The organism is Acinetobacter sp. YH12132, assembly GCF_013418645.1.
GTDB lineage: Bacteria > Pseudomonadota > Gammaproteobacteria > Pseudomonadales > Moraxellaceae > Acinetobacter > Acinetobacter indicus.
Genome location: NZ_VPBR01000015.1, coordinates 1 through 22,947, shown reverse-complemented (window position 1 = coordinate 22,947; position 22,947 = coordinate 1). Strand labels below are relative to the sequence as shown.

The 22,947-nt window shown below is 47.0% G+C and carries 18 protein-coding genes; 11 read left to right on the top strand and 7 right to left on the bottom strand.

Features of this window, described 5'->3' with window-relative positions:
- Positions 1–65 precede the first annotated feature (65 nt).
- The 4 genes from yidC to rpmH are packed head-to-tail and all read right to left on the bottom strand — an operon-like array spanning position 66 to position 2,726.
- Positions 66–1,835, bottom strand: a complete 1,770-nt coding sequence (gene yidC / locus FTU67_RS12075; protein WP_005181113.1) for a membrane protein insertase YidC — start codon at positions 1,833–1,835, stop codon at positions 66–68.
- A 5-nt stretch (positions 1,836–1,840) separates the two neighbouring features.
- On the bottom strand, positions 1,841–2,161 hold the full coding sequence (gene yidD, locus FTU67_RS12070; protein WP_045795963.1) for a membrane protein insertion efficiency factor YidD: 321 nt from the start codon (positions 2,159–2,161) through the stop codon (positions 1,841–1,843).
- Between the two features lie 9 nt (positions 2,162–2,170).
- Positions 2,171–2,563: a ribonuclease P protein component gene (rnpA, locus tag FTU67_RS12065; protein WP_005181120.1), complete on the bottom strand. Its 393-nt coding sequence runs from the start codon at positions 2,561–2,563 to the stop codon at positions 2,171–2,173.
- 28 nt (positions 2,564–2,591) lie between these two features.
- Complete coding sequence (gene rpmH / locus FTU67_RS12060) at positions 2,592–2,726, bottom strand: 50S ribosomal protein L34 (protein ID WP_000831329.1); 135 nt, start codon at positions 2,724–2,726, stop codon at positions 2,592–2,594.
- A 665-nt stretch (positions 2,727–3,391) separates the two neighbouring features.
- Here rpmH and dnaA point away from each other — a divergent pair.
- The 4 genes from dnaA (at position 3,392) to gyrB (ending at position 9,648) form a co-directional block, all read left to right on the top strand.
- On the top strand, positions 3,392–4,771 hold the full coding sequence (gene dnaA, locus FTU67_RS12055) for a chromosomal replication initiator protein DnaA (protein ID WP_104470782.1): 1,380 nt from the start codon (positions 3,392–3,394) through the stop codon (positions 4,769–4,771).
- Positions 4,772–4,881: 110 nt separating this feature from the next.
- Positions 4,882–6,030: a DNA polymerase III subunit beta gene (gene dnaN / locus FTU67_RS12050; protein ID WP_005181124.1), complete on the top strand. Its 1,149-nt coding sequence runs from the start codon at positions 4,882–4,884 to the stop codon at positions 6,028–6,030.
- 24 nt (positions 6,031–6,054) lie between these two features.
- Positions 6,055–7,137, top strand: coding sequence for a DNA replication/repair protein RecF (gene recF / locus FTU67_RS12045; protein ID WP_180061781.1), 1,083 nt, complete (start codon positions 6,055–6,057; stop codon positions 7,135–7,137).
- Positions 7,138–7,179: 42 nt separating this feature from the next.
- The gene (gyrB, locus tag FTU67_RS12040) at positions 7,180–9,648 is read left to right on the top strand and encodes a DNA topoisomerase (ATP-hydrolyzing) subunit B (protein WP_168405797.1); all 2,469 of its coding nucleotides are present in this window, start codon (positions 7,180–7,182) and stop codon (positions 9,646–9,648) included.
- A gap of 52 nt (positions 9,649–9,700) precedes the next feature.
- Here gyrB and FTU67_RS12035 read toward each other — a convergent pair whose 3' ends face one another.
- Both FTU67_RS12035 and abc-f read right to left on the bottom strand, forming a co-directional pair.
- Positions 9,701–10,864: a zinc-dependent alcohol dehydrogenase gene (locus FTU67_RS12035; RefSeq protein WP_180061780.1), complete on the bottom strand. Its 1,164-nt coding sequence runs from the start codon at positions 10,862–10,864 to the stop codon at positions 9,701–9,703.
- Between the two features lie 312 nt (positions 10,865–11,176).
- Positions 11,177–13,114 (bottom strand): ribosomal protection-like ABC-F family protein, encoded by a 1,938-nt coding sequence (abc-f, locus tag FTU67_RS12030; RefSeq protein WP_104504245.1) that lies wholly within the window; start codon positions 13,112–13,114, stop codon positions 11,177–11,179.
- 232 nt (positions 13,115–13,346) lie between these two features.
- On the opposite strand from abc-f, the gene FTU67_RS12025 reads away from it, so the two are divergent.
- The 4 genes from FTU67_RS12025 (at position 13,347) to erpA (ending at position 17,395) form a co-directional block, all read left to right on the top strand.
- Positions 13,347–14,354 carry a putative solute-binding protein gene (locus FTU67_RS12025; RefSeq protein WP_034598267.1) on the top strand — a complete coding sequence of 336 codons (1,008 nt, stop codon included), beginning with the start codon at positions 13,347–13,349 and terminating at the stop codon, positions 14,352–14,354.
- Positions 14,355–14,611: 257 nt separating this feature from the next.
- Positions 14,612–15,622, top strand: coding sequence for a putative solute-binding protein (locus FTU67_RS12020; RefSeq protein ID WP_075175275.1), 1,011 nt, complete (start codon positions 14,612–14,614; stop codon positions 15,620–15,622).
- Between the two features lie 346 nt (positions 15,623–15,968).
- Positions 15,969–16,937, top strand: a complete 969-nt coding sequence (locus tag FTU67_RS12015) for a putative solute-binding protein (RefSeq protein ID WP_171065126.1) — start codon at positions 15,969–15,971, stop codon at positions 16,935–16,937.
- 122 nt (positions 16,938–17,059) lie between these two features.
- Positions 17,060–17,395 carry an iron-sulfur cluster insertion protein ErpA gene (erpA, locus tag FTU67_RS12010; protein WP_005181144.1) on the top strand — a complete coding sequence of 112 codons (336 nt, stop codon included), beginning with the start codon at positions 17,060–17,062 and terminating at the stop codon, positions 17,393–17,395.
- A gap of 73 nt (positions 17,396–17,468) precedes the next feature.
- Here erpA and FTU67_RS12005 read toward each other — a convergent pair whose 3' ends face one another.
- Complete coding sequence (locus FTU67_RS12005) at positions 17,469–18,596, bottom strand: anhydro-N-acetylmuramic acid kinase (protein ID WP_005181147.1); 1,128 nt, start codon at positions 18,594–18,596, stop codon at positions 17,469–17,471.
- Positions 18,597–18,659: 63 nt separating this feature from the next.
- Between FTU67_RS12005 and tyrS the strand changes: the two genes are divergently transcribed.
- The 3 genes from tyrS to FTU67_RS11990 all read left to right on the top strand — a co-directional run bounded on the left by tyrS (position 18,660) and on the right by FTU67_RS11990 (position 22,663).
- Positions 18,660–19,892, top strand: coding sequence for a tyrosine--tRNA ligase (tyrS, locus tag FTU67_RS12000; RefSeq protein ID WP_168382784.1), 1,233 nt, complete (start codon positions 18,660–18,662; stop codon positions 19,890–19,892).
- 486 nt (positions 19,893–20,378) lie between these two features.
- Positions 20,379–20,651 carry a hypothetical protein gene (locus tag FTU67_RS11995; protein ID WP_005181154.1) on the top strand — a complete coding sequence of 91 codons (273 nt, stop codon included), beginning with the start codon at positions 20,379–20,381 and terminating at the stop codon, positions 20,649–20,651.
- 107 nt (positions 20,652–20,758) lie between these two features.
- Positions 20,759–22,663, top strand: coding sequence for a bifunctional UDP-sugar hydrolase/5'-nucleotidase (locus tag FTU67_RS11990; protein WP_180061779.1), 1,905 nt, complete (start codon positions 20,759–20,761; stop codon positions 22,661–22,663).
- Positions 22,664–22,947 lie beyond the last annotated feature (284 nt).

The following is a 22,947-nucleotide window of genomic DNA, read 5'->3' as shown; positions in this document are numbered from 1 at the left end:
CGGGCCAAAAAAAATCCGCCTAAGAGTATCATCTTAAGCGGATTTATTCAGCTCGTCAGTACAACTTAGTTGACTGGGGTCGCTTCATCACGTTTGGCACGGTCTTTCTCAACAGATTTGTTGATCAGGCCTTGCTGCAAGATGGTGATCAGGTTGTTGACAATCCAGTACAACACCAGACCCGCCGGGAAGAACAGCAGGAACACAGTAAAGATCACTGGCATAATGCGGAAGACTTTAGCCTGCATAGGATCGGTCGGCTGCGGGTTCAGCATTTGCTGGATATACATGGTCGCACCCATGATCAGCGGCAAGATAAACCAAGGGTCCATTGCCGATAAATCCTGAATCCAGAGTAACCATGGCGCATGACGCAGCTCTACAGATTCCATCAGTACCCAGTACAGGGCCAGGAAGATTGGCATTTGCAGTAACAGCGGTAAACAGCCGGCCAGCGGATTGACCTGTTCACGTTTGTACAGGGCCATCATCTCTTGCGAGAAGCGCATCCGGTCTTCACCGAACTCTTCTTTCATGCGCTGCATTTCAGGTGCAATCACACGCATTTTCGCCATAGAACGGTAGCTCTTCGACGATAATGGCCACAGAATCAGCTTCACCAGAATGGTCAACAGAATAATTGCCCAGCCCCAGTTCCCCACTAAGCCGTGGAAGAATTCCAAGCCTACAAATAGCAGTTTGGCAATTGGCCATAACCAGCCATAATCCACAGTCTGATTCAGACCAGTGGCCAGATCTTTCAGCTCTGACTGGATTTTTGGACCGCTATAGAAGGTAGCATCGACTTCTGCCACTGTACCCGCCGGTACATTAATGGTTGGCGAAGTAAAGCCGATAATATTCATATTATCGCCTGATTTACGCGATTCCAGCTTGGCGCTATACGGTTGGCCATCGGCCTGGGTCAGTTTCAGGTTACCCGGCACCCATGCACTCACGAAGTAGTGCTGTACCACCGCAACCCAGCCGCCAGTCGCTTCAACATTCAGTTTTTCTTCAGTGAAGTTGTCGAATTTCAGCTTGTTGTAGTGTTCATCCGGTGTCCCCCAGGCGCCGCCCAGGAAGGTACCCAAAGTGAAAATGCCCTGGTCCGATTTACCCGGATCATCCGAGTTATCACGTTTGATCTGACCAAACATTTGACCTTGCCAGTTCTGGCCACTGCGGTTCACCACTTTGTGGTTGACCACAATCGGATATTCGCCTTGCTTGAAGCTGAAGGTCTTGATAATTTCTACACCGTCAGCAGTTTTGTACACCATTGGTACATTTAACACTTTCACCGCTTCACCGTCCTGATTCTGAACGGCTTTGGCATCTTCCAGGCTATAGCTTAATTTTTCAACTTCATAGCTTGGACGACCATTACGGCTGCTGTCTGGTCCATTCAGACCAATCAGGCCTGACTGAGCGACATAGGTACGTTTGTCATCGCTTTCAAGCATTACAAACGGTGCATCACTGTCTTTATTTTTGTCATGATTGAGTAATTCAACACGAACAATATCACCACCTTTTGGATTGATCCAAAGATGATAAAGGTCAGTTTGTACTGAAATAAGCTGCTGACTTACAGGTGCAGTGGCATCTGTGGTTTGAGTCTGCTGCGCTGAAATATTTGCCTGCGGTACATCAGAAGCTGCTGTAGCGGTTTGGCCATTTGGCAAATCTGCAGACACTTCATGTGAAACCACCGCAGCCTGTTGCTGTGGTTGGGTTTCAGCATTTCCATAATCTTTTTGCCAAGCCAAAATGAGCAAATAAGCGACAACAAACATGGCCCCGAGAATTGCAATCCTGGCCCATTGTTGCATATCTATTACCCCAAGTGGTTAGAGTGATTTTGGTTCAATAAACGTTCACGAAAGGGTACAGCAATGTGACCCGTTTGAGAATCTATTTGCTGAAATGAAATAAAACGAATTGCTTTGGCCGGTACAGGGTCATAGCCCGAACCACCCCACGGATGACAACGACAGATACGTCTAGTCGCCAGCCACACACCACGTCCGGCCCCATGGATCTGGACTGCTTCCAGGGCATATTGAGAACAGGTTGGAATATAGCGACAACGTGGTCCAAGAAGCGGACTAATCGCAATCTGATAGAAACGAATCAACCAATGCAGTAAACGTACCATTGGTCATCTCTACTGATGTGGGGAGGGAGCTATTTTAGAATGCTTTTTGGCAAGGCGGTGCAATTTCTGCCAAGCAAATTGTAATTGCTGATGTAACTCTGCATTTGGCACTGTTTCAATCCCCATTTTGGGCATCACCACAATATCCAGTACAGCCAATTGCTGTTGATGCAGGCGAAAACTTTCGCGAGCAAGTCGTTTTACTCGATTTCTTTCGTGTGCACGACGCACTTTTTTCTTGGCAACAACAATACCCAAACGGCTGTTCAGCAGTTCGGACGGTTTTGCCAGAAATAAGAAATGGGGTTGATGCACTTTAAAAAGCGCACCATCAAACACATCTTTATAATCGGCAGCACAGCGTATACGAAGCTCTGTGCTGAAGCCATAAAGTGATGTCATAACACCCAAGTCGATGCAGCGTGACTGATTAAACAGTTAAGCTGTGACGACCTTTTGCACGACGGCGAGCTAATACTTGACGACCAGCTTTAGTAGCCATACGAGCACGGAAACCATGAACGCGTTTACGCTTTAATTCAGATGGTTGGAATGTACGTTTCATGTCGAAACTCCAAAAATGATCTTTCTATAAAGGTCCGCGATTTTAGTGCTCATTGCTTGAGCTGTCAATCAAAAACACGGTTTTCCTTTAAATAAGCCTGATTTTTATAAAAGGCCTTAAGTTTATCCAGGAATAGGCAATTGTACATATTCTGGCTTATTCACAAGCTATCCTATTGTTAAAACATATAAAATAAGTTATAAACAATATTATTCACATAATTATCCACAAGACCATGTGAATAAATTTATTCTCTGCAGGTTTAAATTCGAATTTAAATTTATTTCAGTTTATCCACATCCGAGCACGCTCTAATATATAAATTCAAATTTATAAATTTAAATTTATTCTTATTAGAGTGGCTTTTTTATGTGGAAAAGCAATTTTTAAATTTAAAAAACATAGACTTTGCATGTGGATAACCGTGTTTTTATATTTTTAATACATTGTGGATAACTTTATGCTATATTTTATCCACAGCTTGCGGATAAACTTATCCACACCAGCTTTTAAATTTAAATTTAAATTTAGATCTTGGTGTTTGTTTTTTGGCTAAATTCGCTCAATTTCTCATGACAGATGTGGATAACTTGGTTAGAATGGCGACCCGCTTGCAGCGGACGAATGCGTTTTAAATTTAAAATGGAATAAATAGGGGTTTTCACATGCTTTGGACGGACTGCTTAAATCGCTTGCGACAAGAGCTCTCTGGGAATGTCTTTACGATGTGGATTCGCCCATTAGTTGCAGAAGAATCAGAAGATACTTTACGTTTATATGCACCGAACCCGTATTGGACCCGCTATATTCAGGAACATCATCTTGAGCTGATCACGATTCTGGCCGAACAACTGTCTGAAGGACGGGTACGTAAAGTTGAAATCCTGGTCGATTCCCGTCCGGGCGCCATTTTATCGGCCAGTGAACAGCCGGCGACCACCACCGCTGCTTTAGAATCAACACCGGCACCGGTCAGCCGTCCAAAAAAGGACAAAGAAGAGAGCGGCAGCAAAAACAGCCGCAAGCGTCAGTTAAACCCTTTATTTACCTTTTCTTTATTTGTAGAAGGCCGTTCTAACCAGATGGCGGCAGAAACCTGCCGTAAAGTATTGACCCATCTGGGCGCTTCACAACATAACCCGCTATTTTTATATGGCCCGACCGGTCTGGGTAAAACCCACTTGATGCAGGCAGTGGGGAATGCCTTGTTGCAGGCCAAGCCGAATGCCCGGGTCATGTATATGACTGCTGAAAGCTTTGTACATGACTTTGTCAGCTCGCTACAGCAGGGCAAGGTTGAAGAATTCAAGAAAAATTGCCGTTCACTTGATCTGCTCTTGGTCGATGACATTCATTTGCTGGCCGGTAAAGAAGCCAGTCTGGTGGAGTTTTTCTATACCTTTAATGCCTTATTGGATGAATCCAAGCAGATTATTCTGACGTCGGACCGTTATCCAAAAGAACTGACTGAACTGGACCCGCGTCTGGTGTCACGTTTTTCCTGGGGCTTGTCAGTTGGGGTAGAACCGCCCGATATTGAAACCCGGATTGAAATTCTATTAAAGAAAGCCGAAAGCAGTGGCGTCGATTTACCGCGCAACTGTGCCTTGTTTATTGCCCAGCAGGTGGTCGCCAACGTGCGTGAACTGGAAGGCGCCTTAAACAAGGTGGTCGCAATTTCCCGTTTTAAAGGCACCGCGATTGATCTGGATGTGGTGCGTGAATCTCTAAAAGATGTGCTGGCGATTCGTGCGCGTACCATCAGTACCGAAAATATCCAGCGTGTGGTCAGTGAATATTTCCGTATCCCACTCAAAGAATTGGTCGGGCCAAAACGTACCCGGATTTATGCCCGTCCGCGGCAGCTGGCGATGGGGCTGGCCCGTGAACTGACCGGGGACAGTTTCCCTGAAATTGGCATGGCTTTTGGTGGTCGTGACCACAGTACCGTGATGCATGCCTGCGAGAAAGTACAAAGCCTGCGCGAAGAAGATCCAATCTTCAACGAGGACTATAAAAACCTGCAACGCCTGTTGCAAAGTTAGGCCGGTTTGGTCAAATTCTGTTCTTGCAATGCGGCATATTCTGCCGCATAGTACACTGCTAAAAAATTAATTTTTATCTTCATCATCTTCAGTTGTTAGAGGAATGTACCGTGCGTTTAAAAATCGCCAAAGAAAGCTTACTCAATGTTCTATCACATGTTGTAGGAGCGGTTGAACGTCGCCATACGTTAAACATTTTATCTAACGTGAAAGTTCAGGTGACCGAACAGGCACTGACCATTACCGGTTCCGATCTGGAAGTTGAGCTGGTGGCCAGTACGGTTCTGGCTGAAGGTGCATGTTTACAGGCGGGTGAGACCACAGTGCCGGCACGTAAACTGATGGATATCTGTAAATCTTTGCCGACTGCGGCTTTAATTGACCTGCAGATTACTGAAGATCAGCGCTGTATTTTAAAATCGGGCAACAGCCGTTTCGTGTTGGGGACTTTACCAGCCGAAGATTATCCGTTATTGGCCACTGAAAATACTCAAGGCACACAGGTAGCGGTGACTCAGCGTGAATTAAAACGTTTATTTGAAAAAACTGCCTTTGCCATGGCGGTGCAGGATGTACGTTTCTATTTGACCGGCACCTTGCTGGAAATTGATGAAAAACAGCTGCGCGCTGTGACTACCGATGGCCACCGTTTGGCATTATGTGAAACGGGTGCCTCTTCAAATGCGACACAACCGATTCAGGCGATTGTGCCACGTAAAGCTGTGGGTGAATTACAGCGTTTGCTCAGTATTGAAGATGAGCAGCTGTCTTTGTTAATTGGCCGTGAACTGTTAAATGTAACCATTTCCGTGCCGAGCCGTGACAAAGAGCAGGGCGATATTACCGTACGTTTCACCACCAAGTTAATTGACGGTAAATTCCCGGATTACCGCCGTGTGATTCCACGTGGTGGTGATAAAGTGGTGATGATTGCACATGACGTGTTCAAGCAGTCGTTACAGCGTGTGGCGATTTTAAGTAATGAAAAATTACGCGGCGTATTCCTGAACTTTAATGCAGATTCACTGCAATTACGCGCCAACAACCCGGAGCAGGATGAAGCGATTGAAGACCTGGCCGTGCAATACAACAATGCACCGCTGGAAATGTCGTTCAATGCTCAATATCTGCTGGATGTATTAGGTGCACTGGATGGTGATGATGTGGCGATGACCATGACCGAAGCCAACCAGTCGGTACTGGTGCAAGACCCAGCGCAGCAAGATCAAACCTATGTTGTGATGCCGATGCGTGTCTAAGCTTGTATGTGATCTGACACGATTATGCATATTACGCGTTTAAATATAAAACGTGTTCGAAACTTAAAAGCGGTTGCACTCGTCGGGTTGCAGCCGTTTAATGTCTTTTATGGTGCCAATGGCTCCGGTAAAACCTCGATTCTGGAAGCCATTCATTTACTAGCCACCGGTCGTTCCTTCCGTACCCATATCCCCAAAAACTATATTCAGCATGATGCCCAAGATGCGATTGTATTTGCCCAGTCGCCCACCGAAAAAATCGGCATGCAAAAACTGCTGTCTGGGGAACAACTGATTAAGGTCAATGGTGATCATATTGCCACCCAGGGGCAGCTGGCCAAACTGCTGCCGCTACAACTGATTGATCCGCAAAGTACTGATATTATCGACCACGGCGCCAAACCGCGCCGGCAGTTGCTGGACTGGATGATGTTCCACGTGGAACCAGAGTTTTATCATGCCTGGCAATACTATTCGCGGGCCTTAAAACAGCGTAACAGCTTACTAAAAACCCGGCGTCATTTAAGCCTGGCAGAACTAGAACCGTGGAACCAGATGCTGAGCCAGTATGGTGAAATGCTGCATCTGCAACGCTACAGTATTATCGAGCAGTGGCAGCACTATTTTCAGCAGGATTTACAGCAGTTGTTGCCCGATTTAAATATTCGCCTGGAATACCATCCGGGATTTCATCCGGAACCGGGTTTAATGAGCGATTTGGTCAATCATCATCAGAAAGATGTGGGACGCCGCTATACCGAATATGGACCGCATCGCGCAGATTTACGTTTAAAAACAGCGACTGGCGATGCCGATGTGGTGCTGTCACGCGGACAAAAAAAGTTATTGATCATGGCTTTAAAACTGTCACAGATTGCAATGCTACATGCGTGCAATAAGGAAACTGTGGTATTATTAGATGATCTGACAGCAGAATTAGATTTAACCGCACAACGACGTTTAATTGAGCGATTGAGCCAACTTGGTAGTCAAGTTTTTATTACCACCTTAGACCATGAATCAGTGCAGAATCACTTACATGATTTGTCTATTTCCTATCAATTATTCAATGTTGAAAACGGTACTGTTCAAGTTGTTGTGCAATAGTTTTTTATCTTTGGATAGACCAGTTTTTACTAGGGAGAAACCATGAGTTCAGAAGATCAATCTGCCACTCAAACAGAACAAACCAATGAAAAGGCTTATGATTCCTCTAGTATCAAAGTATTACGTGGCCTAGATGCTGTTCGTAAACGCCCGGGCATGTATATCGGTGATACAGATGATGGTACCGGTTTGCACCACATGGTGTTCGAGGTGGTCGATAACGCGATTGACGAAGCGCTTGCCGGCCATTGTGACGAGATTCTAGTCACTATTCATGAAGATGAATCGGTATCTGTGGCCGATAACGGTCGTGGTATTCCAACTGATATTCACCCGGAAGAAGGCGTATCGGCGGCTGAGGTGATTCTGACCATCCTGCACGCCGGCGGTAAGTTCGACGACAACAGTTATAAAGTGTCGGGCGGTCTGCACGGGGTCGGGGTATCGGTGGTAAACGCCCTGTCGAGCAAACTGGAACTGACCATTAAACGTGCCGGTCAGATTCATCAGCAGGAATACCGTCATGGTGATCCGCAATATCCATTAACTGTGGTTGGTGAAACAGAAGAGACCGGAACCATGGTTCGTTTCTGGCCAAGTGCTGAAACCTTTAGCCAGACCATTTATAATGTTGATATTCTGGCGCGCCGTTTACGTGAGCTGTCGTTCCTGAATGCCGGTGTACGTATTGTCCTGAAAGATGAGCGTATTAACCTGGAACATATCTATGACTATGAAGGTGGTCTGTCTGAGTTCGTGAAATATATTAACGAAGGCAAAAACCATCTGAATGATATTTTCCATTTTACCGTGCAGGCAGAAAATGGCATTGGAGTTGAAGTTGCGTTGCAATGGAATGATTCTTATCAGGAAAATGTACGCTGCTTTACCAACAATATTCCGCAAAAAGATGGCGGTACCCATTTAGCCGGTTTCCGTGCCGCGTTGACCCGTGGTTTAAACAGCTACATGGAAAACGAAAACCTGCTCAAAAAAGAGAAAGTGGTGGTTTCCGGGGATGACGCACGTGAAGGTTTGACCGCAATTATTTCGGTGAAAGTGCCTGATCCAAAATTCTCTTCACAGACCAAAGAAAAACTGGTGTCGAGTGAGGTAAAACCTGCGGTCGAGCAGGCCATGAATAAATCTTTCTCGGAATATTTACTGGAAAACCCGCAAGCGGCCAAATCGATTGCAGGCAAGATTATTGATGCAGCGCGTGCCCGTGATGCAGCGCGTAAAGCACGTGAAATGACCCGTCGTAAGAGCGCGCTGGATATTGCCGGTTTACCGGGTAAACTGGCCGATTGTCAGGAAAAAGATCCAGCTTTATCTGAACTGTATCTGGTCGAGGGTGACTCTGCGGGTGGTTCAGCCAAGCAAGGCCGTAACCGTAAAATGCAGGCGATTTTACCGCTAAAAGGTAAAATCCTGAACGTGGAACGTGCCCGTTTTGACAAGATGATTTCATCGGCAGAAGTCGGCACCTTGATTACTGCACTGGGCTGCGGAATTGGCCGTGAAGAATATAACCCGGACAAGCTGCGTTATCACAAAATCATTATCATGACCGATGCCGACGTCGATGGTTCGCACATCCGTACCTTGCTGCTGACGTTCTTCTTTCGTCAAATGCCGGAGCTGGTGGAACGTGGTCATATCTATATTGCCCAGCCACCGCTGTACAAGCTGAAAAAAGGTAAGCAGGAACAGTACATTAAAGACAATGAAGCACTGGAAACCTATCTGATTTCCAATGCCATTGATGAACTGGCCCTACATGTCAGCGCAGATGCACCGGCGATTCGTGGTGAAGCACTGGCTTCGGTGATTGCCGATTATCAGACCTCGCAAAAGAGCCTGAGCCGTTTAACCTTGCGTTATCCAGCCAGCCTGTTAGATGGTTTGCTGGCGCAAGAGGCGTTCAAGCTGGATCAGGCACATGATCTGGATTATGTACAGGCTTGGGGTGAGCAGCTGTGTGCCTATATCGCGGCCACTCAAAGCAGTTTACGTCCTGAACTCAGCATCGAAACCTTTGACAAAGAAGATGCGGAAGGACAGAAGTCTGCGATTTACTGGCCACGTATTACCATTTATGTGCATAACCTGCCACATGCTTATTTGCTGGATGCCGGTTTACTCGGTTCGGGTGAGTACGCACGTTTGCTGAAGAACTCGAAGAGCTGGTTTAGCCTGATTGAAGAAGGCGCGTACTTGCAAAAAGGCGAGCGCAAGATTCAGGTCAACAGCTTCCATCAGGTCTGGCAGCATATTCTGCAGGACTCACGCCGCGGCATGATGATCCAACGCTATAAAGGTTTGGGCGAGATGAACGCCGAGCAGCTTTGGGAAACCACCATGGACCCGGAAAACCGTCATATGCTGCAGGTGACCATTGAAGATGCGATTGAAGCAGACCGGATGTTCTCGTGTTTAATGGGCGATGATGTAGAACCACGTCGTGCCTTTATTGAAGAAAATGCCCTGAATGCCGATATTGATGCCTAAGGGCATGATTTAAAAAAAGCGCCTGCGGGCGCTTTTTTGATGGCACTACGGATTAGGGCGTGAGAATGATTTTGCGGCAATCCTGTTCGCGTTGATCAAAAATACGATAGCCCTCGGCAGCATCGGCCAGTTTCATACGGTGGGTAATAATCACTTCGGGGGACAGGTCGCCATTTTCAATCCGTTCCAGTAATTCGGGCAGGTACCGATGCACATGGGTCTGGCCCATCTTGAAAGTCAGGCCTTTATCAAAGGCATCGCCAAACAGGAAGCCGTGAATTGGACCGGCATAGACACCCGGCACACTGACTACTCCGCCACGGCGCACTGCGGCAATACATTGGCGCAGGGCAAAGCCGCTGGAGCCTTCCAGTTTCAGGTTGGTCATCACGGTTTCAATCATGCTGCCTTTGGCTTCAAAACCAATTGCATCAATGACCGCATCGACACCCCGATGGCCGGGAGTATTGTCAATAATAAACTCGGCCGCATCCATTTCATCAAAATTGACTGGAATCGCGCCATAGGTTTCATGGGCAAACTGCAGCCGGTAATGGTGATGATCGACTATAAAAATCTGTTCAGCGCCAAGCATCCGTGCACAGGCCGCTGACAGTAATCCCACGGGTCCGGCACCATAAATGGCTACACTGGAGCCTTTGCCAATTTGTGCATTGGTCACCGCCTGCCATGCGGTTGGCAGAATATCGGTCAGGAATAGCACTTTTTCATCTGGCAGTGAACCGGGAACTTTAAAAGGACCGATATTACCTTTGGGGATTCGCACATAATCGGCCTGTCCACCCGGCACGCCGCCATAAAGATGACTGTAGCCAAACAGCGCTGCACCCGGTGGAATCTGTTTTTTATTCAGAATGGCGCCGCGGCCCGTATTGGTATTTTCACAGGAGGCAGTCAGCTCATGTTCACAGAAAAAGCAGTGACCACAAGCAATCACAAAGGGAATAATCACCCGGTCGCCTTTTTTTACTGCCGTGACCTCGGGGCCGACTTCTTCGACCACGCCCATAAATTCATGGCCAAAAATATCGCCGTGTTCTGTGGCCGGAATTTTACCGCGATATAAATGCAGATCTGAGCCACAAATGGCAGTGGCGGTGACGCGAAGGATGACATCATCCGGTTCCTGAATAATTGGGTCAGGCACCGATTCAACTCTTACATCTCGGGTTCCATGATAGGTTAAGGCACGCATAGAATTTCCTCTCTTGGCTAGCAGAAGGCCAGACCCGTGCATTGAGCCGGCCACATTCCTCCATAATGAAAGGCGCGGCTGTAAATTTATGTATAAATAAACCGGCCAAGCTGTGTGCAAGAGAGCTTTATATTGCAGTTCAGTAAGTGCAATCAGAAGTAAAACGGAGAGGAAAACAGCTATTGGTGAGCATCCTCCTTGATCTTTTTAGAGAAAACAGACGGGCTAAAAAGAGGAGTGATCATAAAGTGGAAATAAAAAAAAGATAGCCACGGGGGCTATCTTGAGGGGATGGCTTGGGAAGAAACGGGATTAACTGTTCTGGAATGACTGTTCCAGGGTTTCCAGTTCCATCATCAGTTCCAGCATGGTTTCTTCGGCCTGTTCCAGCGTGGCTTTTAAGCTGGTCTGTTCATTCATCAGCTTGAGCAAATCTTCTTTACGCGAAGCTTCATACAGGCTGCTGTCAGCCAGCTGTTCTTCAATACTGGCCAGACGGGGCTGGATTTTTTCAATCTGGCTTTCACATTGTTCAATTTTTTTCCGCAGCGGACGGGTTTCTTCACGGCGCTGCGCCGCCAGTTTGCGCTGTGCTTCTTTATCAACTTTGGCCGGTGCGGCAGTCTTGTTGGTACTTGCGCTGGCCTGTGCCAATGCGGTTTGGGCATTGATCTGCTGCTGACGGGCCTCACGTAACCATTTGGCATAATCCTGCAAATCACCGGAAAATTCAGTACAGCGTCCGGCATGCACCAACAGCAGGTCATCACAGACACTGGCGATTAGCTGACGTTCGTGCGATACCAGTACCACTGCGCCTTCAAAGTCCTGTAAGGCCATGCTCAGGGCATGACGCATGTCTAAATCCAGATGGTTGGTCGGTTCATCCAGAATCAGTACATTCGGGCGCTGCCAGACAATCAGGGCTAAGGCCAGACGGGCGCGTTCACCGCCGGAGAAGCTTTCGCACGGCGTATCCATACGTTCGCCGCTAAAACCAAAACTGCCGAGGAACGAACGTAGGGTGGCTTCACTGATCTGTTTGTCGGCCAGACGTGACAATTGCAGCATCGGGCTGGCCTGCGCATCCAGTGCATCCATCTGATGCTGGGCAAAGTAACCAATATTCAGCAGTTCAGAGGCTTTGCGCTGGCCATTTAAAAGCGCTAAATCACCAACCAGTGATTTAATTAGAGTAGATTTACCGGCGCCGTTCATGCCCAGCAGGCCAATACGCGAGCTTGGGGTAATCTGCAGACTGATTTTGCTGGCAATACTTTTGCCCGGATAGCCAATTTCTGCCTGATCCAGAGTCAGTAAGGGTGAACTCATTTTGGTGGGTTCACGGAAAGTGAAGGTAAACGGGGTATCGACATGCGCCGGCGCCAGCAACTGCATTTTTTCCAGCTGTTTAATCCGGCTTTGCGCCTGACGTGCCTTGGTAGCTTTGGCTTTAAAACGGTCAATAAATTTTTGCAGATGTGCGCGGGCTTCAACCTGCTTTTCAAAGGCCTGTTGCTGCTGGGCCAGACGTTCGCTGCGGGTCACTTCAAAGGTCGAGTAATTGCCGGTATATAAGGTCAGTTCCTGATTTTCGATATGCAGGATATGATCGGTCACTGCATCGAGAAAATCGCGGTCATGTGAAATCAGGATTAAAGTGCCTTCATAGGCATTGAGCCAGTCTTCAAGCCATAAAATGGCATCCAGATCCAAGTGGTTGGTTGGCTCATCCAGAAGTAGTAAGTCGGAGCGGCTCATCAGGGTGCGTGCCAGATTTAAACGCATGCGCCATCCACCGGAGAAACTGGAGACATCCAGACGTAGCTGATGTTCCATAAAACCGAGACCGGCCATTAACTGGGCGGCTTTAGATGGGGCAGAATAGCCATGAATTTCATCAAAACGGCCATGTAATTGTGCCAGTTCGCTGTTACTGAGCTGTTCAGGTTGTGCCAGCTGTTTCTGAATCTGCCAGTATTCTTCATCGCCCGATAACACAAAATCCAGCGCCGGCATATCTAGGGCTTTGACTTCCTGGGCCATGTGCGCAACGGTCCAGCCCGATGGACGGGTCAGGCTGCCTTCATCTGCCCCCAGTTCTCCCAATAAGGCGGCAAATAAGGTCGATTTGCCGGCGCCATTGACTCCGGTGAGGCCAACTTTCCAACCCGGATGGATCTGCATGGACGCTTTTTGAAATAAGACACGACCACCACGGCGTAAAGAGACTTGGTCAAATTGAATCATTGGACTCACTAAACTCAGGAACAGAATGCGCCTATTCTAAAGGATGCGCTCTGGAAAACAAAAAGCTGGCGCAGTTTATTTCAGGTGCTACAGCAACACATCGAAAAAAATAATGAAAAAGCGGGCGCCGTGTCATCTATCGGAAAGCGACTATGCAGGGTTTTTTTATAAAACCAAGCCCGATATATTAAAATTTCTGATAAAAAACAAAAACAAATGTACGGTGACAAAAATGAAAAACGGAGTTTTGTTGTTGTCGACACTGGCCTTGTGTGGCGTCAGTGGCCTGGCTCAGGCCAATCCGCAGGTCTGTGTTTTTGATCTGTTGGGACGGGCCGGAGAATCCTATAAATTGCTGGAAGAATGGGCCTTGGCCAGCAAGCGCTGGGGCAGCAATGTCAGTCTGAAAGCCTATCAGGATGAAGCCCAGGTCGAGCGCGATTTTAAGGCGGGCAAGTGTGATGGTGCCTATATGACCTCAATGCGGGCGCGGCAATACAATAAATTTGCCGGTTCGATTGATGCACTGGGCGGTGTGCCAAGTAATAGCATTGCCCAGAAAGCCATTAGTTATGTGCTGGACCGGCGCAATAACCGCCGTCTGGTGACCCGGATTGGCCAGGAAACCTTTGAAGTGGCTGGCATCGGCCAGATTGGCTCGGCCTATATTTTTGTTAAAGATCGGGCCATGAACTCGGTTGAGCACATTAAAAACCGGAAATTTGCGATTCTGCATTATGATCCGGCACAAAAAATGATGGTGGAGCGGGTCGGTGGTATTGCAGTCGATTCCGATATTTCCAATTTTGTACGCAAGTTTAATCAGGGCGAGGTTGATATTGTGGCCGCACCGGCCTATGCCTTTAAACCGCTGGAAATTGAAAAAGGTTTGGGCACACGCGGCGCCATGATTGATTTTCCGGTGGTCAATGTCACGGCGGACCTGATTATCCGGCCAGAAAAATTTGCAGATGGTTTTGCAGTGCAGTCCCGGCGCTGGTTTGTCCAGCAGATTCCAAAAAACTTTGCCATGGTGAAACGTCTGGAAGCGGAAATTCCAAATAAATACCGCACCCGACTCAGCAAGGAAGATCAGGACAAATACCAGAAACTGCTACGTGATGGCCGCATCGAACTGACCGAAAAAGGCATTTATGATGGCTCAATGATGCGGGTCCTGAAACGGGCACGTTGCACGGTAGAACGTACCAATTTTGAATGTTCACTTGGTGGCGAATAGAGAAAATGGTTATAAGTTTGTAAAAAAGTGGCCGTGATGTGTAAATTTTCACCGCGCTGCCTGAAATTTTTAAGCCATTGAAAATACTGCTGATCTCTGCAATTTGTGGGTTTGAGATCAGCAGCTGTATAAATTGAATTGGTCACGATTTAAAAATATTTGGAGTAAAAGCTCTATTTTTTTAAAAACAAGTTGCTTAATATTCAGCAAGTGTATGGACACTCTTGATGAAAGACGATTCTGTAAGGACAAATACAATGAAAAAAACAATTCTCGCGCTTTCTGCGCTGGCTACTTTGGGTATGGCCAGCAATGCTCAGGCAGCCAAAGTCGATGTATGTATCTTCGATTTACTCGGCAAATCTGGTGAATCTTATCAAATGGCCCAGGAATGGGCGCTGGCTGCAAAAGGCTGGGGCGCAGACATCAACCTGATTCCCCGTCAGGATGAAGCCGTGGCCGATAATGACTTTAAAGCTGGCAAATGTGATGCGGTTTTCCTGACTGCGATGCGTGCCCGTCAGTACAATAAATTTGCCGGTTCAATTGATGCGCTGGGCGGTGTGCCAAGCAATGCCATTGCCCAACGTGCAATTACCTTTGCACTGGACAAACGTAATGCCGGCAAAATGGTTACCAATCTGGGGGGAAAAAAATATGAGGTGGCGGGAATTGCACCTTTAGGTTCGGCCTTTATTTTTGTCCGTGACAAGAATATTGATTCAATTGAAAAAGCTGCCGGCAAGAAATTTGCGGTACTGGGCTATGACGATGCACAAAAAATTATGGTGCAACGTGTCGGTGCTCAGGCGGTAATCTCCGATGTCTCTAACTTTGTGGCGAAATTTAATAATGGCCAGGTCGATATGGTTGGTGCGCCAGCCTATGCTTATAAGCCGCTGGAAATCTATAAAGGCTTGGGAACCAAAGGCGCCATGTTTAATTTCCCTGTACTGCATGTGACGGCTGATTTAGTAATTAGTCCGGAGAAATTCCCGGCTGGTTTTGGCCAGAAATCGCGTGACTGGTTCTCGAAAAATCTGCCAAAAAGTTTGGGCATGATTAAACGTCTGGAAGCAGGCATTCCAGCCAAATACAAAATGAACCTGAGCGCGGAAGAGAAAACCAAATACCAGAAACTGTTACGTGAAGGGCGGATGGATATGACCAAGCGCGGTATTTATGATGCGTCGATGATGAGCGTACTCAAACGTGCCCGCTGTTCTGTCGATAAAGCCAACTTCGAGTGTTCACTGGGCGGTGAATAAGCTTCATTTTTAAGGAAAAACAACCCGGCATCTGTGCCGGGTTGTTGCATCTGGAACCTTGTCACTTGGGCCATTGCAGTTCAGATCAAATCACGTAAGCTAATCAAAAATAATAGTTTCATCTTTGCCCAAGCCTAAAAAATAGAGATGAGTTGTTTCATCAAAGGCATACAGACAGGAGGAGCAGGAGAGCGTGATCTCCAAGGGTAAAAAGAACAAGGATGGATGCGCTAAAATAGCTTTTTAAAACATTAAACACGATTCAGTACAACTGAAAACAACAAGAACAGCGATAAAGGAAAGATCAATGAAATATTATGCTCAAGGCATCGCACTGGCTGCAGTGATGGGACTCGGTGCGACTGCAGCACAGGCCAAGCAGACAGTGTGTGTCTTTGATTTGGTGGGAAAAAGTGGTGATGTGTATGCGCTGATGCTGGACTATCAGCTGGCGGCCAAAGCCTGGGGCGCCGATATTGAACTGCGCGTCGGGCAGAATGAAGCGGTAATTGCCGAAGATTTTAAAGCCGGTAAATGTGACGGGATTAGTGTCACCGGTATGCGCGGGCGTCAATTTAACAGCTTTACCGGTTCTCTGGATGCGATTGGTGCAATTCCCGATTTAAATCTGGCGGTCAAAGTCATGCAGGGACTGGCCAGTCCGAAATTTTCCCGCTTTATGACTCAAGGCCAGTATGAAGTGGCTGGTGTAGTGCCTGTCGGTGATGCCTTTTTAATGGTCAATGACCGCAGTATTAATACCGTGGCCAAAGCTGCCGGTAAAAAAATTGCGGTCCTGGATTATGACCAGGCACAAAAAATTATGGTGCAGCAGATTGGCGCGCAGGCAGTCAGTTCAGATGTCACCAACTTCGGCAGCAAGTTTAATAATGGTCAGGTCGATATTATTGGTGCACCGGCCGCCGTGTTTAAGCCGCTAGAGCTGCATAAGGGCCTGGGCAGTAAAGGCGCGATTGTGAATTATCCGATTTTACAGGTAACTGGCAATATTATTATTCGCCCGAACAAGTTCCCGGCCGGTTTTGGCCAGAAATCACGGGAATGGGTCAAAGGTCAATTGCCACGTGCCTTTAACATCTTGGGTAAAATGAAAGCCGATATTCCGCAAAAATACTGGATGAATATTCCGGCAGCCGACAAACCGGGCTATCAGAAGATGATGCGTGAGGCGCGGATTGACCTGACCAAACGAGGTATTTATGACAAACGCATGATGAAGCTGCTGTGGCAATTCCGCTGTAAGCAGGACCCGAAAAACTTCGAATGCGGCCTACAGGATGAGAATTACAAATAATCTTGATAAAATTAGTCTGAATTGACTTTGAATTGAACATGACTGACCATATATTGGGTATGTTATACTTGATATGTGGTCTTTTCTGTTAAAAGACATTTGAATCGAACGAGGAATCCGACATGAATGCCCAAGCCCTTGTGCTGACTGACAATGCTGCGAACAAAGTACGCCAATTGCGTGACAGTGAAGGCAACCAAGATTTAATGTTACGCGTTTATGTGACCGGTGGTGGTTGTTCGGGCTTCTCTTACGGCTTTAACTTTGCTGAAAGCATGAATGAAGATGATGCTGAATTCGTGAATGGTGACGTAAAAATGCTGGTCGATTCACTCAGCTATCAATATCTGGTCGGTTCAGTGGTGGACTATTTAGAAGGTCTGGAAGGTTCACGTTTTGTGGTTCAAAATCCGAATGCCACGACTACGTGTGGCTGTGGTTCTTCTTTCTCGATTTAAGCAGAATTTTAAAATACTCAGCCCTCTATTTTGAGGGCTTTTTTAATATCTTTTTTAATATAAAGAGATTGGCCTAGACTGCGGTCAATGTTCCTAAAATCCGGTAGCCTTTGGCCCCGGTCACAGCCGGGAAATTGCCACTTTGCTGGTTGAGAAAACGCATCGCCAGCCAGGCAAAAGCAGTGGCCTCTACCCAGGTCGGGTTAATGCCTAAATCTGCCGTGGTCTGTACACTCCACTCATGTTTGCGTAAGCGCCAGCGCAGCTGTTCCAGTAAATAGGAATTATAGGCACCGCCCCCACAAACATAGACTTCACCGGTGTCCATGCCCGAGCGGTAAATGGCTTTTTTAATCGCGCGGGTGGTCAGTTTTAACAAGGTGGCCTGTACATTTTCCGGGGTATCTTCCAGTTCCTGATAGGCCAGGTCATTGCGCCAGTCGGCAATCTGTTCATCCAGCCATTCCAGGTTAAAATCTTCACGGCCGGTGCTTTTTGGCGGCTCTTTGGAAAAATATTCATGTGCCTGTAGCCGGTCCAGCAGACTGCGAATTGGCTGTCCATAAGCCGCCCAGTTGCCGTTTTCATCATAAGGCTGGCCGGTGTAGCGTTCACACCAGGCATCCATCAGGATATTGGCCGGGCCGGTATCAAAACCATAGACTTTTTCCGGCTGTCCGGCAGGCAACATGCTGACATTGGCAATCCCGCCCAAATTCAGAATCACCCGGTGGATGCTGTCATGCTGGAACACGTCCTGATGAAAAGCTGGTACCAACGGAGCACCTTGTCCACCGGCAGCCATATCACGCCGGCGGAAATCCGAGACCACCGGCAGCTGGGTTATTTCGGTAATAATATTTGGATCACCAATTTGCAGGGTAAAGCCATGTTCAGGCCGGTGGCGGATGGTCTGGCCATGTGAACCAATGGCACGAATCTGGCTGCGATCAAGCTGGTGTTCTTCAATCAGGCGGTTAATGCCATGTCCAATCATTTGCGCCAGCGCCACATCGGCCTTGCCCATCCGGTCAATTTCATTGTCATCCGGCAGGGTCAGGGCCATCAGTTCATCGCGTAAATCGGGATCGAAGCTCAGGGTCAGGGTGGCATGAAGCTGTAAAGGATCAAAAGAAGCAGCAACAATATCGACACCATCCATACTTGTGCCGGTCATTACCCCAATATAGATCGCTGTCATGGTTATTCTTAAGCCTGCAATGTGCTGAAAAAGTGTTAGTATATCGCACAAATTGAATAACTGATGTGTTTGGGTTTTGTGATGTCAAATTTCTTGCCAGCTGAAGAACAACTTGCCCTCATCCAACGAGGTACGCATGAAATTATTTCTGAAGAAGATCTTCTAAAGAAATTAAAAGAGAACCGTCCTTTAAAAATTAAAGCGGGCTTTGACCCGACTGCACCTGACCTGCATTTGGGTCATACGGTTTTAATTAACAAGCTGAAAGTGTTCCAGGATTTGGGGCACGAGGTCTTCTTCCTGATTGGTGACTATACTGCCATGATTGGTGACCCGACCGGTAAGAGCGCGACCCGTCCGCCGTTGTCACGCGAGCAGGTACTGGAAAATGCCAAAACCTATCAGGAACAGGTGTTCAAGATTCTCGATCCAAACAAAACCAAAGTGGTGTTTAACTCGGAATGGTTTGCCAGCAAAACTGCGGCCGATTTAATTCAACTGGCCTCACAGCAAACCGTGGCGCGTATGCTGGAGCGTGATGACTTCACCAAGCGTTATAACAACCAGCAACCAATTGCGATTCACGAATTCCTGTATCCGCTGGTACAAGGCTATGACTCGGTGGCTTTAGAAGCTGACGTAGAGTTGGGTGGCACCGACCAGACCTTTAACCTGCTAATGGGCCGTACCTTACAGGGCCGTTATAACCAGGAAGCACAGGTGTGTATTACCGTGCCAATTCTGGAAGGTTTAGATGGCGTCAACAAGATGTCGAAATCATTGGGCAACTATATTGGTGTATTTGATGCCCCAGGCGCGATGTACCAGAAAGTGCTGTCTATGCCGGACTCACTGATTGAGCGTTATTTTGACCTGCTCAGCTTCAAGTCTGTGGCAGAAATCCAGCAGTTACTGAAAGAAGTGGCTGAAGGCCGTAACCCGCAGGATGTGAAAAAGATTCTGGCGCTGGAACTGGTCGAGCGTTTCCACGGTGCAGAAGCTGCAGCCAAGGCGCATAAAGGTGCCGGTAACCTGATTACCGAAGGTGAATTGCCAGAAGGCACACCAGAAGTGACCATTTCACGTGGCGAATATGGCGGCGAGATTTTCATTGCTTCTATTTTACGTGCAGCAGGTTTAACCAAAAACGCAGCGCAAGCTAAAGATGCTGTCGGTCGTGGTGCAGTGAAAGTTGATTGGCAACCAGTCGATGCCTCATTCTCGGTGAAAGAAAACGTGACCTTGATTGTGCAGGCCAGTAAAAAAGCCATTGCCAAAGTCACCTTTACCGACTAAAAATGCAGTTAAGTATTTGAATTAAAAAGCAGGCTTCGGTCTGCTTTTTTTATGATATTGCTTATAAGATATTTAAATATTTAAATTTAAAAAAAACCTTATAAAAACAAGAATTAAATTTTTCCGATTGTCTTGATTTTGTCATATTTTATGTTTAAGATTTATCCGTCTAAATATGTGGTGTCTACATATCTAGAGGGTAAATTGCTATTTGATGACGTTTCATCCCCAAGAAGCGCGGAAATAGCCGAAAATAATAATGACAATAACATATGGATCCGTAAAAGATTCAACTCCGAGGGAGAGATTTTGGGAGAGATCTCTTTCTTTTTTTTATCCAAAATTTAGCCTTTGACCTGAAAAAAGCGGTTTTTTGAGCAGCTGGAGCGGTGTCTGCCCATGGTTGCCCGCTGCAAAAATCCGGCGTATAAATAAATCCGGATCATCATTTCCATATAAAAAATAAACTCGAGCCAGAGGGAGCGCATGTATTCCTATAATACCGATACCCATGATCAGCAGCTGGATGCCATTTTACGTTTCCTGTTTGAATATCAGCCGCAAAGTGAAAAGCAGTTTGCCTATCAACCGGTCAAGACGCTGTTTGAGCAATTGGAACTGTCGGCCATGTATCAGCTATTTGCCCTGATTCACGAGCAACTGCCGCGCAAAGCCAGACTGCTGTTTGCTGCCGAAGATTATCGCGGTAAACAGGCACTGGTCTTAGAGGTCATGCAGCATATTCGCGAACGGGTTTAACTATTGTCATGAAATCTTGATCGTTTTTTCATCTGCCTTACATGTTCAGGCCACAGACTCAATCAGACAATTCCAATTAAAACACTGAGTCTCAGGGTAATTGCCAGATGAATATATTGAATAAAAAAACCATATTATCAATAGCCTGTCTTTCTGTTTTCATGACAGCCTGTGGGGATAATGACCGTCATACTGCTGCACCGACGCCAGTAGTTGAGGGCAAAGCCGTTGAACTGAATATTCTGCATATCAATGACCATCACTCCCATTTAGATGAAGAGCACTGGAACTTTAGCCTGGCACAAGGGGCTGAGGAAGAAAATTATAGCGTCAGCCGGGGTGGTTTTGCCCGTGTCGCCGGTTTAATCAACCGTCTGGCAGAGGAATATCCGAATGTGATCAAACTACACAGTGGGGATGCGATTACTGGCGATCTATACTTTAACCTTTCTGAAGGTAAGGCCGATGCAGATGCCATGAATACGGTCTGCTTTGACAGTTTTGTGCTGGGTAACCATGAATTTGATGCCAAAGATACAGGCCTACAGAAATTTATTAACTATCTGGATGCCGGTAACTGTGCCACACCAACCCGTATTGTGTCGGCCAATGTGAATTTCGGCCCATCTTCGCCGCTGTATCAGACCCAGCGCATTGAAAAGTCTTTTATATTTGAACGTGACGGTGAAAAGTTTGCCATTATTGGCCTGACCATTGCTGATAAAACCAAAAATGCCTCTCAGCCGAACAGTGACACTACGTTTGCCAATGAAATTGAAGCGGCTCAACAGGAAATTGATCGCCTGAAAGCTCAGGGTATTCACAAGATTATCCTGCAAACCCATACCGGTTTTTCCCTGGATCAGCAACTGGCTGCGGCTTTAACTGATGTTGATGTAATTGTCGGCGGTGATTCACATACCTTATTAGGTCCGGACAGTTTAGAGGCGGTCGGCCTGAGTCCGAGTAGTGCGTATCCGACCCAAGCGCGAAATAAAGATGGTGATCTGGTCTGTATTGCCCAGGCCTGGCAGTACAGCTATGTAGTGGGTGATTTAAAGGTCAGGTTCAATCCGCAAGGTCAGGTGGAACAGTGTAGTGGTACACCGCACATTTTAGTGGGCGATGACTTTAAGCGTGAAAATACCGAGAGCAAACAGTTTGAAGCCTTAAATGCAACCGAACAGGCGGCGCTGCTGGAGCGTTTTAAAGCGGCGAATATTCCGATGCAGGTGGTCAGCCCATATACCGCGACCTTAAATGTGCTGCTGCCATATCAACAACAGAAACAGAATTTTGCCAGCACGGTGGTGGCTCAGGCAACCGATAACCTGTGTTTACGCCGTGTACCGGGGATACAGCGTGATACCAGCCGTTCTAGTCTGGGCGATATCTGTAACCAGAATCCGCATGTCATTGCCCATGGCGGCGATATTCAGCAGATGATTGCCGAAGCCTTCTTGCAACAAGGTAAAGTGTACTTTGATGCCGATCTGTCATTCCAGAATGGTGGTGGGGTGCGTGTGGATGTCGCGGCAGGTCCAGTCACCGTAGAGAAAATCTATCAGGTACTGCCATTTAAAAATACACTGGTCCGTTTGGATATGACTGGTGCAGAAATTAAAGCCACGCTGGAAGATGCGATTAGCGGTGTGGTCGAGCAGAGAAATACTGGCAGTTATCCATATACTGGTGGTTTACGCTGGCAGGTAGATTTAACCCAGGCCAAAGGGCAGCGTATTAGCCAGCTGGAAGTGCGTAATACAAGCGGTAGTTATGAAGCACTGGTCTTGGATCGAACCTATAAAGTGGTGACTATCGACTTCCTGGCCAATGGACAGGACTACTATAGCAGCATGAAAGAGGTGACAGGCGAGCGCCGTATGGACGTGGGCCTTGATTATGCCGAAGCGTTTTTACAATATGTGGAGCGTTTACCGGGAACAACCGGACAAAAAGCGCTCGGTAAATTGCCAACAGCGGATTACAGCACGCAGAAATTTACTGAATAAGATAAAAAGAAAGACAGCAAAAAATCCCGTTCGCGGGATTTTTTCTTTTGAATTGTGCAAAAAATAAGTGAAAAACCGGTTTTTTTAGCTGTTTCGTAGAAAAAAGATACATACGTGAAAAATAAAGTGAATTGGGGCTTGCAATGATTCTGAAATCCTCTAGAATGCACCCCATACCGACGAGATACACGGTGATGAACGAGGCGGATAGCTGAGTTGTCGAGTGTTTTGAGTCCAGCTTCTGGCACTGACGAGGTGTTGGAAAGATCATTAAGAGATTATGA

Coding starts and splice junctions, on each gene's coding strand:
- rnpA (WP_005181120.1), bottom strand. CDS start 2,563: ATGACATCACTTTATGGCTTCAGCACAGAGCTTCGTATACGCTGTGCT.
- FTU67_RS12015 (WP_171065126.1), top strand. CDS start 15,969: ATGGGACTCGGTGCGACTGCAGCACAGGCCAAGCAGACAGTGTGTGTC.
- recF (WP_180061781.1), top strand. CDS start 6,055: ATGCATATTACGCGTTTAAATATAAAACGTGTTCGAAACTTAAAAGCG.
- yidD (WP_045795963.1), bottom strand. CDS start 2,161: ATGGTACGTTTACTGCATTGGTTGATTCGTTTCTATCAGATTGCGATT.
- FTU67_RS12020 (WP_075175275.1), top strand. CDS start 14,612: ATGAAAAAAACAATTCTCGCGCTTTCTGCGCTGGCTACTTTGGGTATG.
- rpmH (WP_000831329.1), bottom strand. CDS start 2,726: ATGAAACGTACATTCCAACCATCTGAATTAAAGCGTAAACGCGTTCAT.
- FTU67_RS12035 (WP_180061780.1), bottom strand. CDS start 10,864: ATGCGTGCCTTAACCTATCATGGAACCCGAGATGTAAGAGTTGAATCG.
- abc-f (WP_104504245.1), bottom strand. CDS start 13,114: ATGATTCAATTTGACCAAGTCTCTTTACGCCGTGGTGGTCGTGTCTTA.
- tyrS (WP_168382784.1), top strand. CDS start 18,660: ATGTGTTTGGGTTTTGTGATGTCAAATTTCTTGCCAGCTGAAGAACAA.
- FTU67_RS11990 (WP_180061779.1), top strand. CDS start 20,759: ATGAATATATTGAATAAAAAAACCATATTATCAATAGCCTGTCTTTCT.
- yidC (WP_005181113.1), bottom strand. CDS start 1,835: ATGCAACAATGGGCCAGGATTGCAATTCTCGGGGCCATGTTTGTTGTC.
- gyrB (WP_168405797.1), top strand. CDS start 7,180: ATGAGTTCAGAAGATCAATCTGCCACTCAAACAGAACAAACCAATGAA.
- dnaA (WP_104470782.1), top strand. CDS start 3,392: ATGCTTTGGACGGACTGCTTAAATCGCTTGCGACAAGAGCTCTCTGGG.
- erpA (WP_005181144.1), top strand. CDS start 17,060: ATGAATGCCCAAGCCCTTGTGCTGACTGACAATGCTGCGAACAAAGTA.
- FTU67_RS11995 (WP_005181154.1), top strand. CDS start 20,379: ATGTATTCCTATAATACCGATACCCATGATCAGCAGCTGGATGCCATT.
- FTU67_RS12005 (WP_005181147.1), bottom strand. CDS start 18,596: ATGACAGCGATCTATATTGGGGTAATGACCGGCACAAGTATGGATGGT.
- FTU67_RS12025 (WP_034598267.1), top strand. CDS start 13,347: ATGAAAAACGGAGTTTTGTTGTTGTCGACACTGGCCTTGTGTGGCGTC.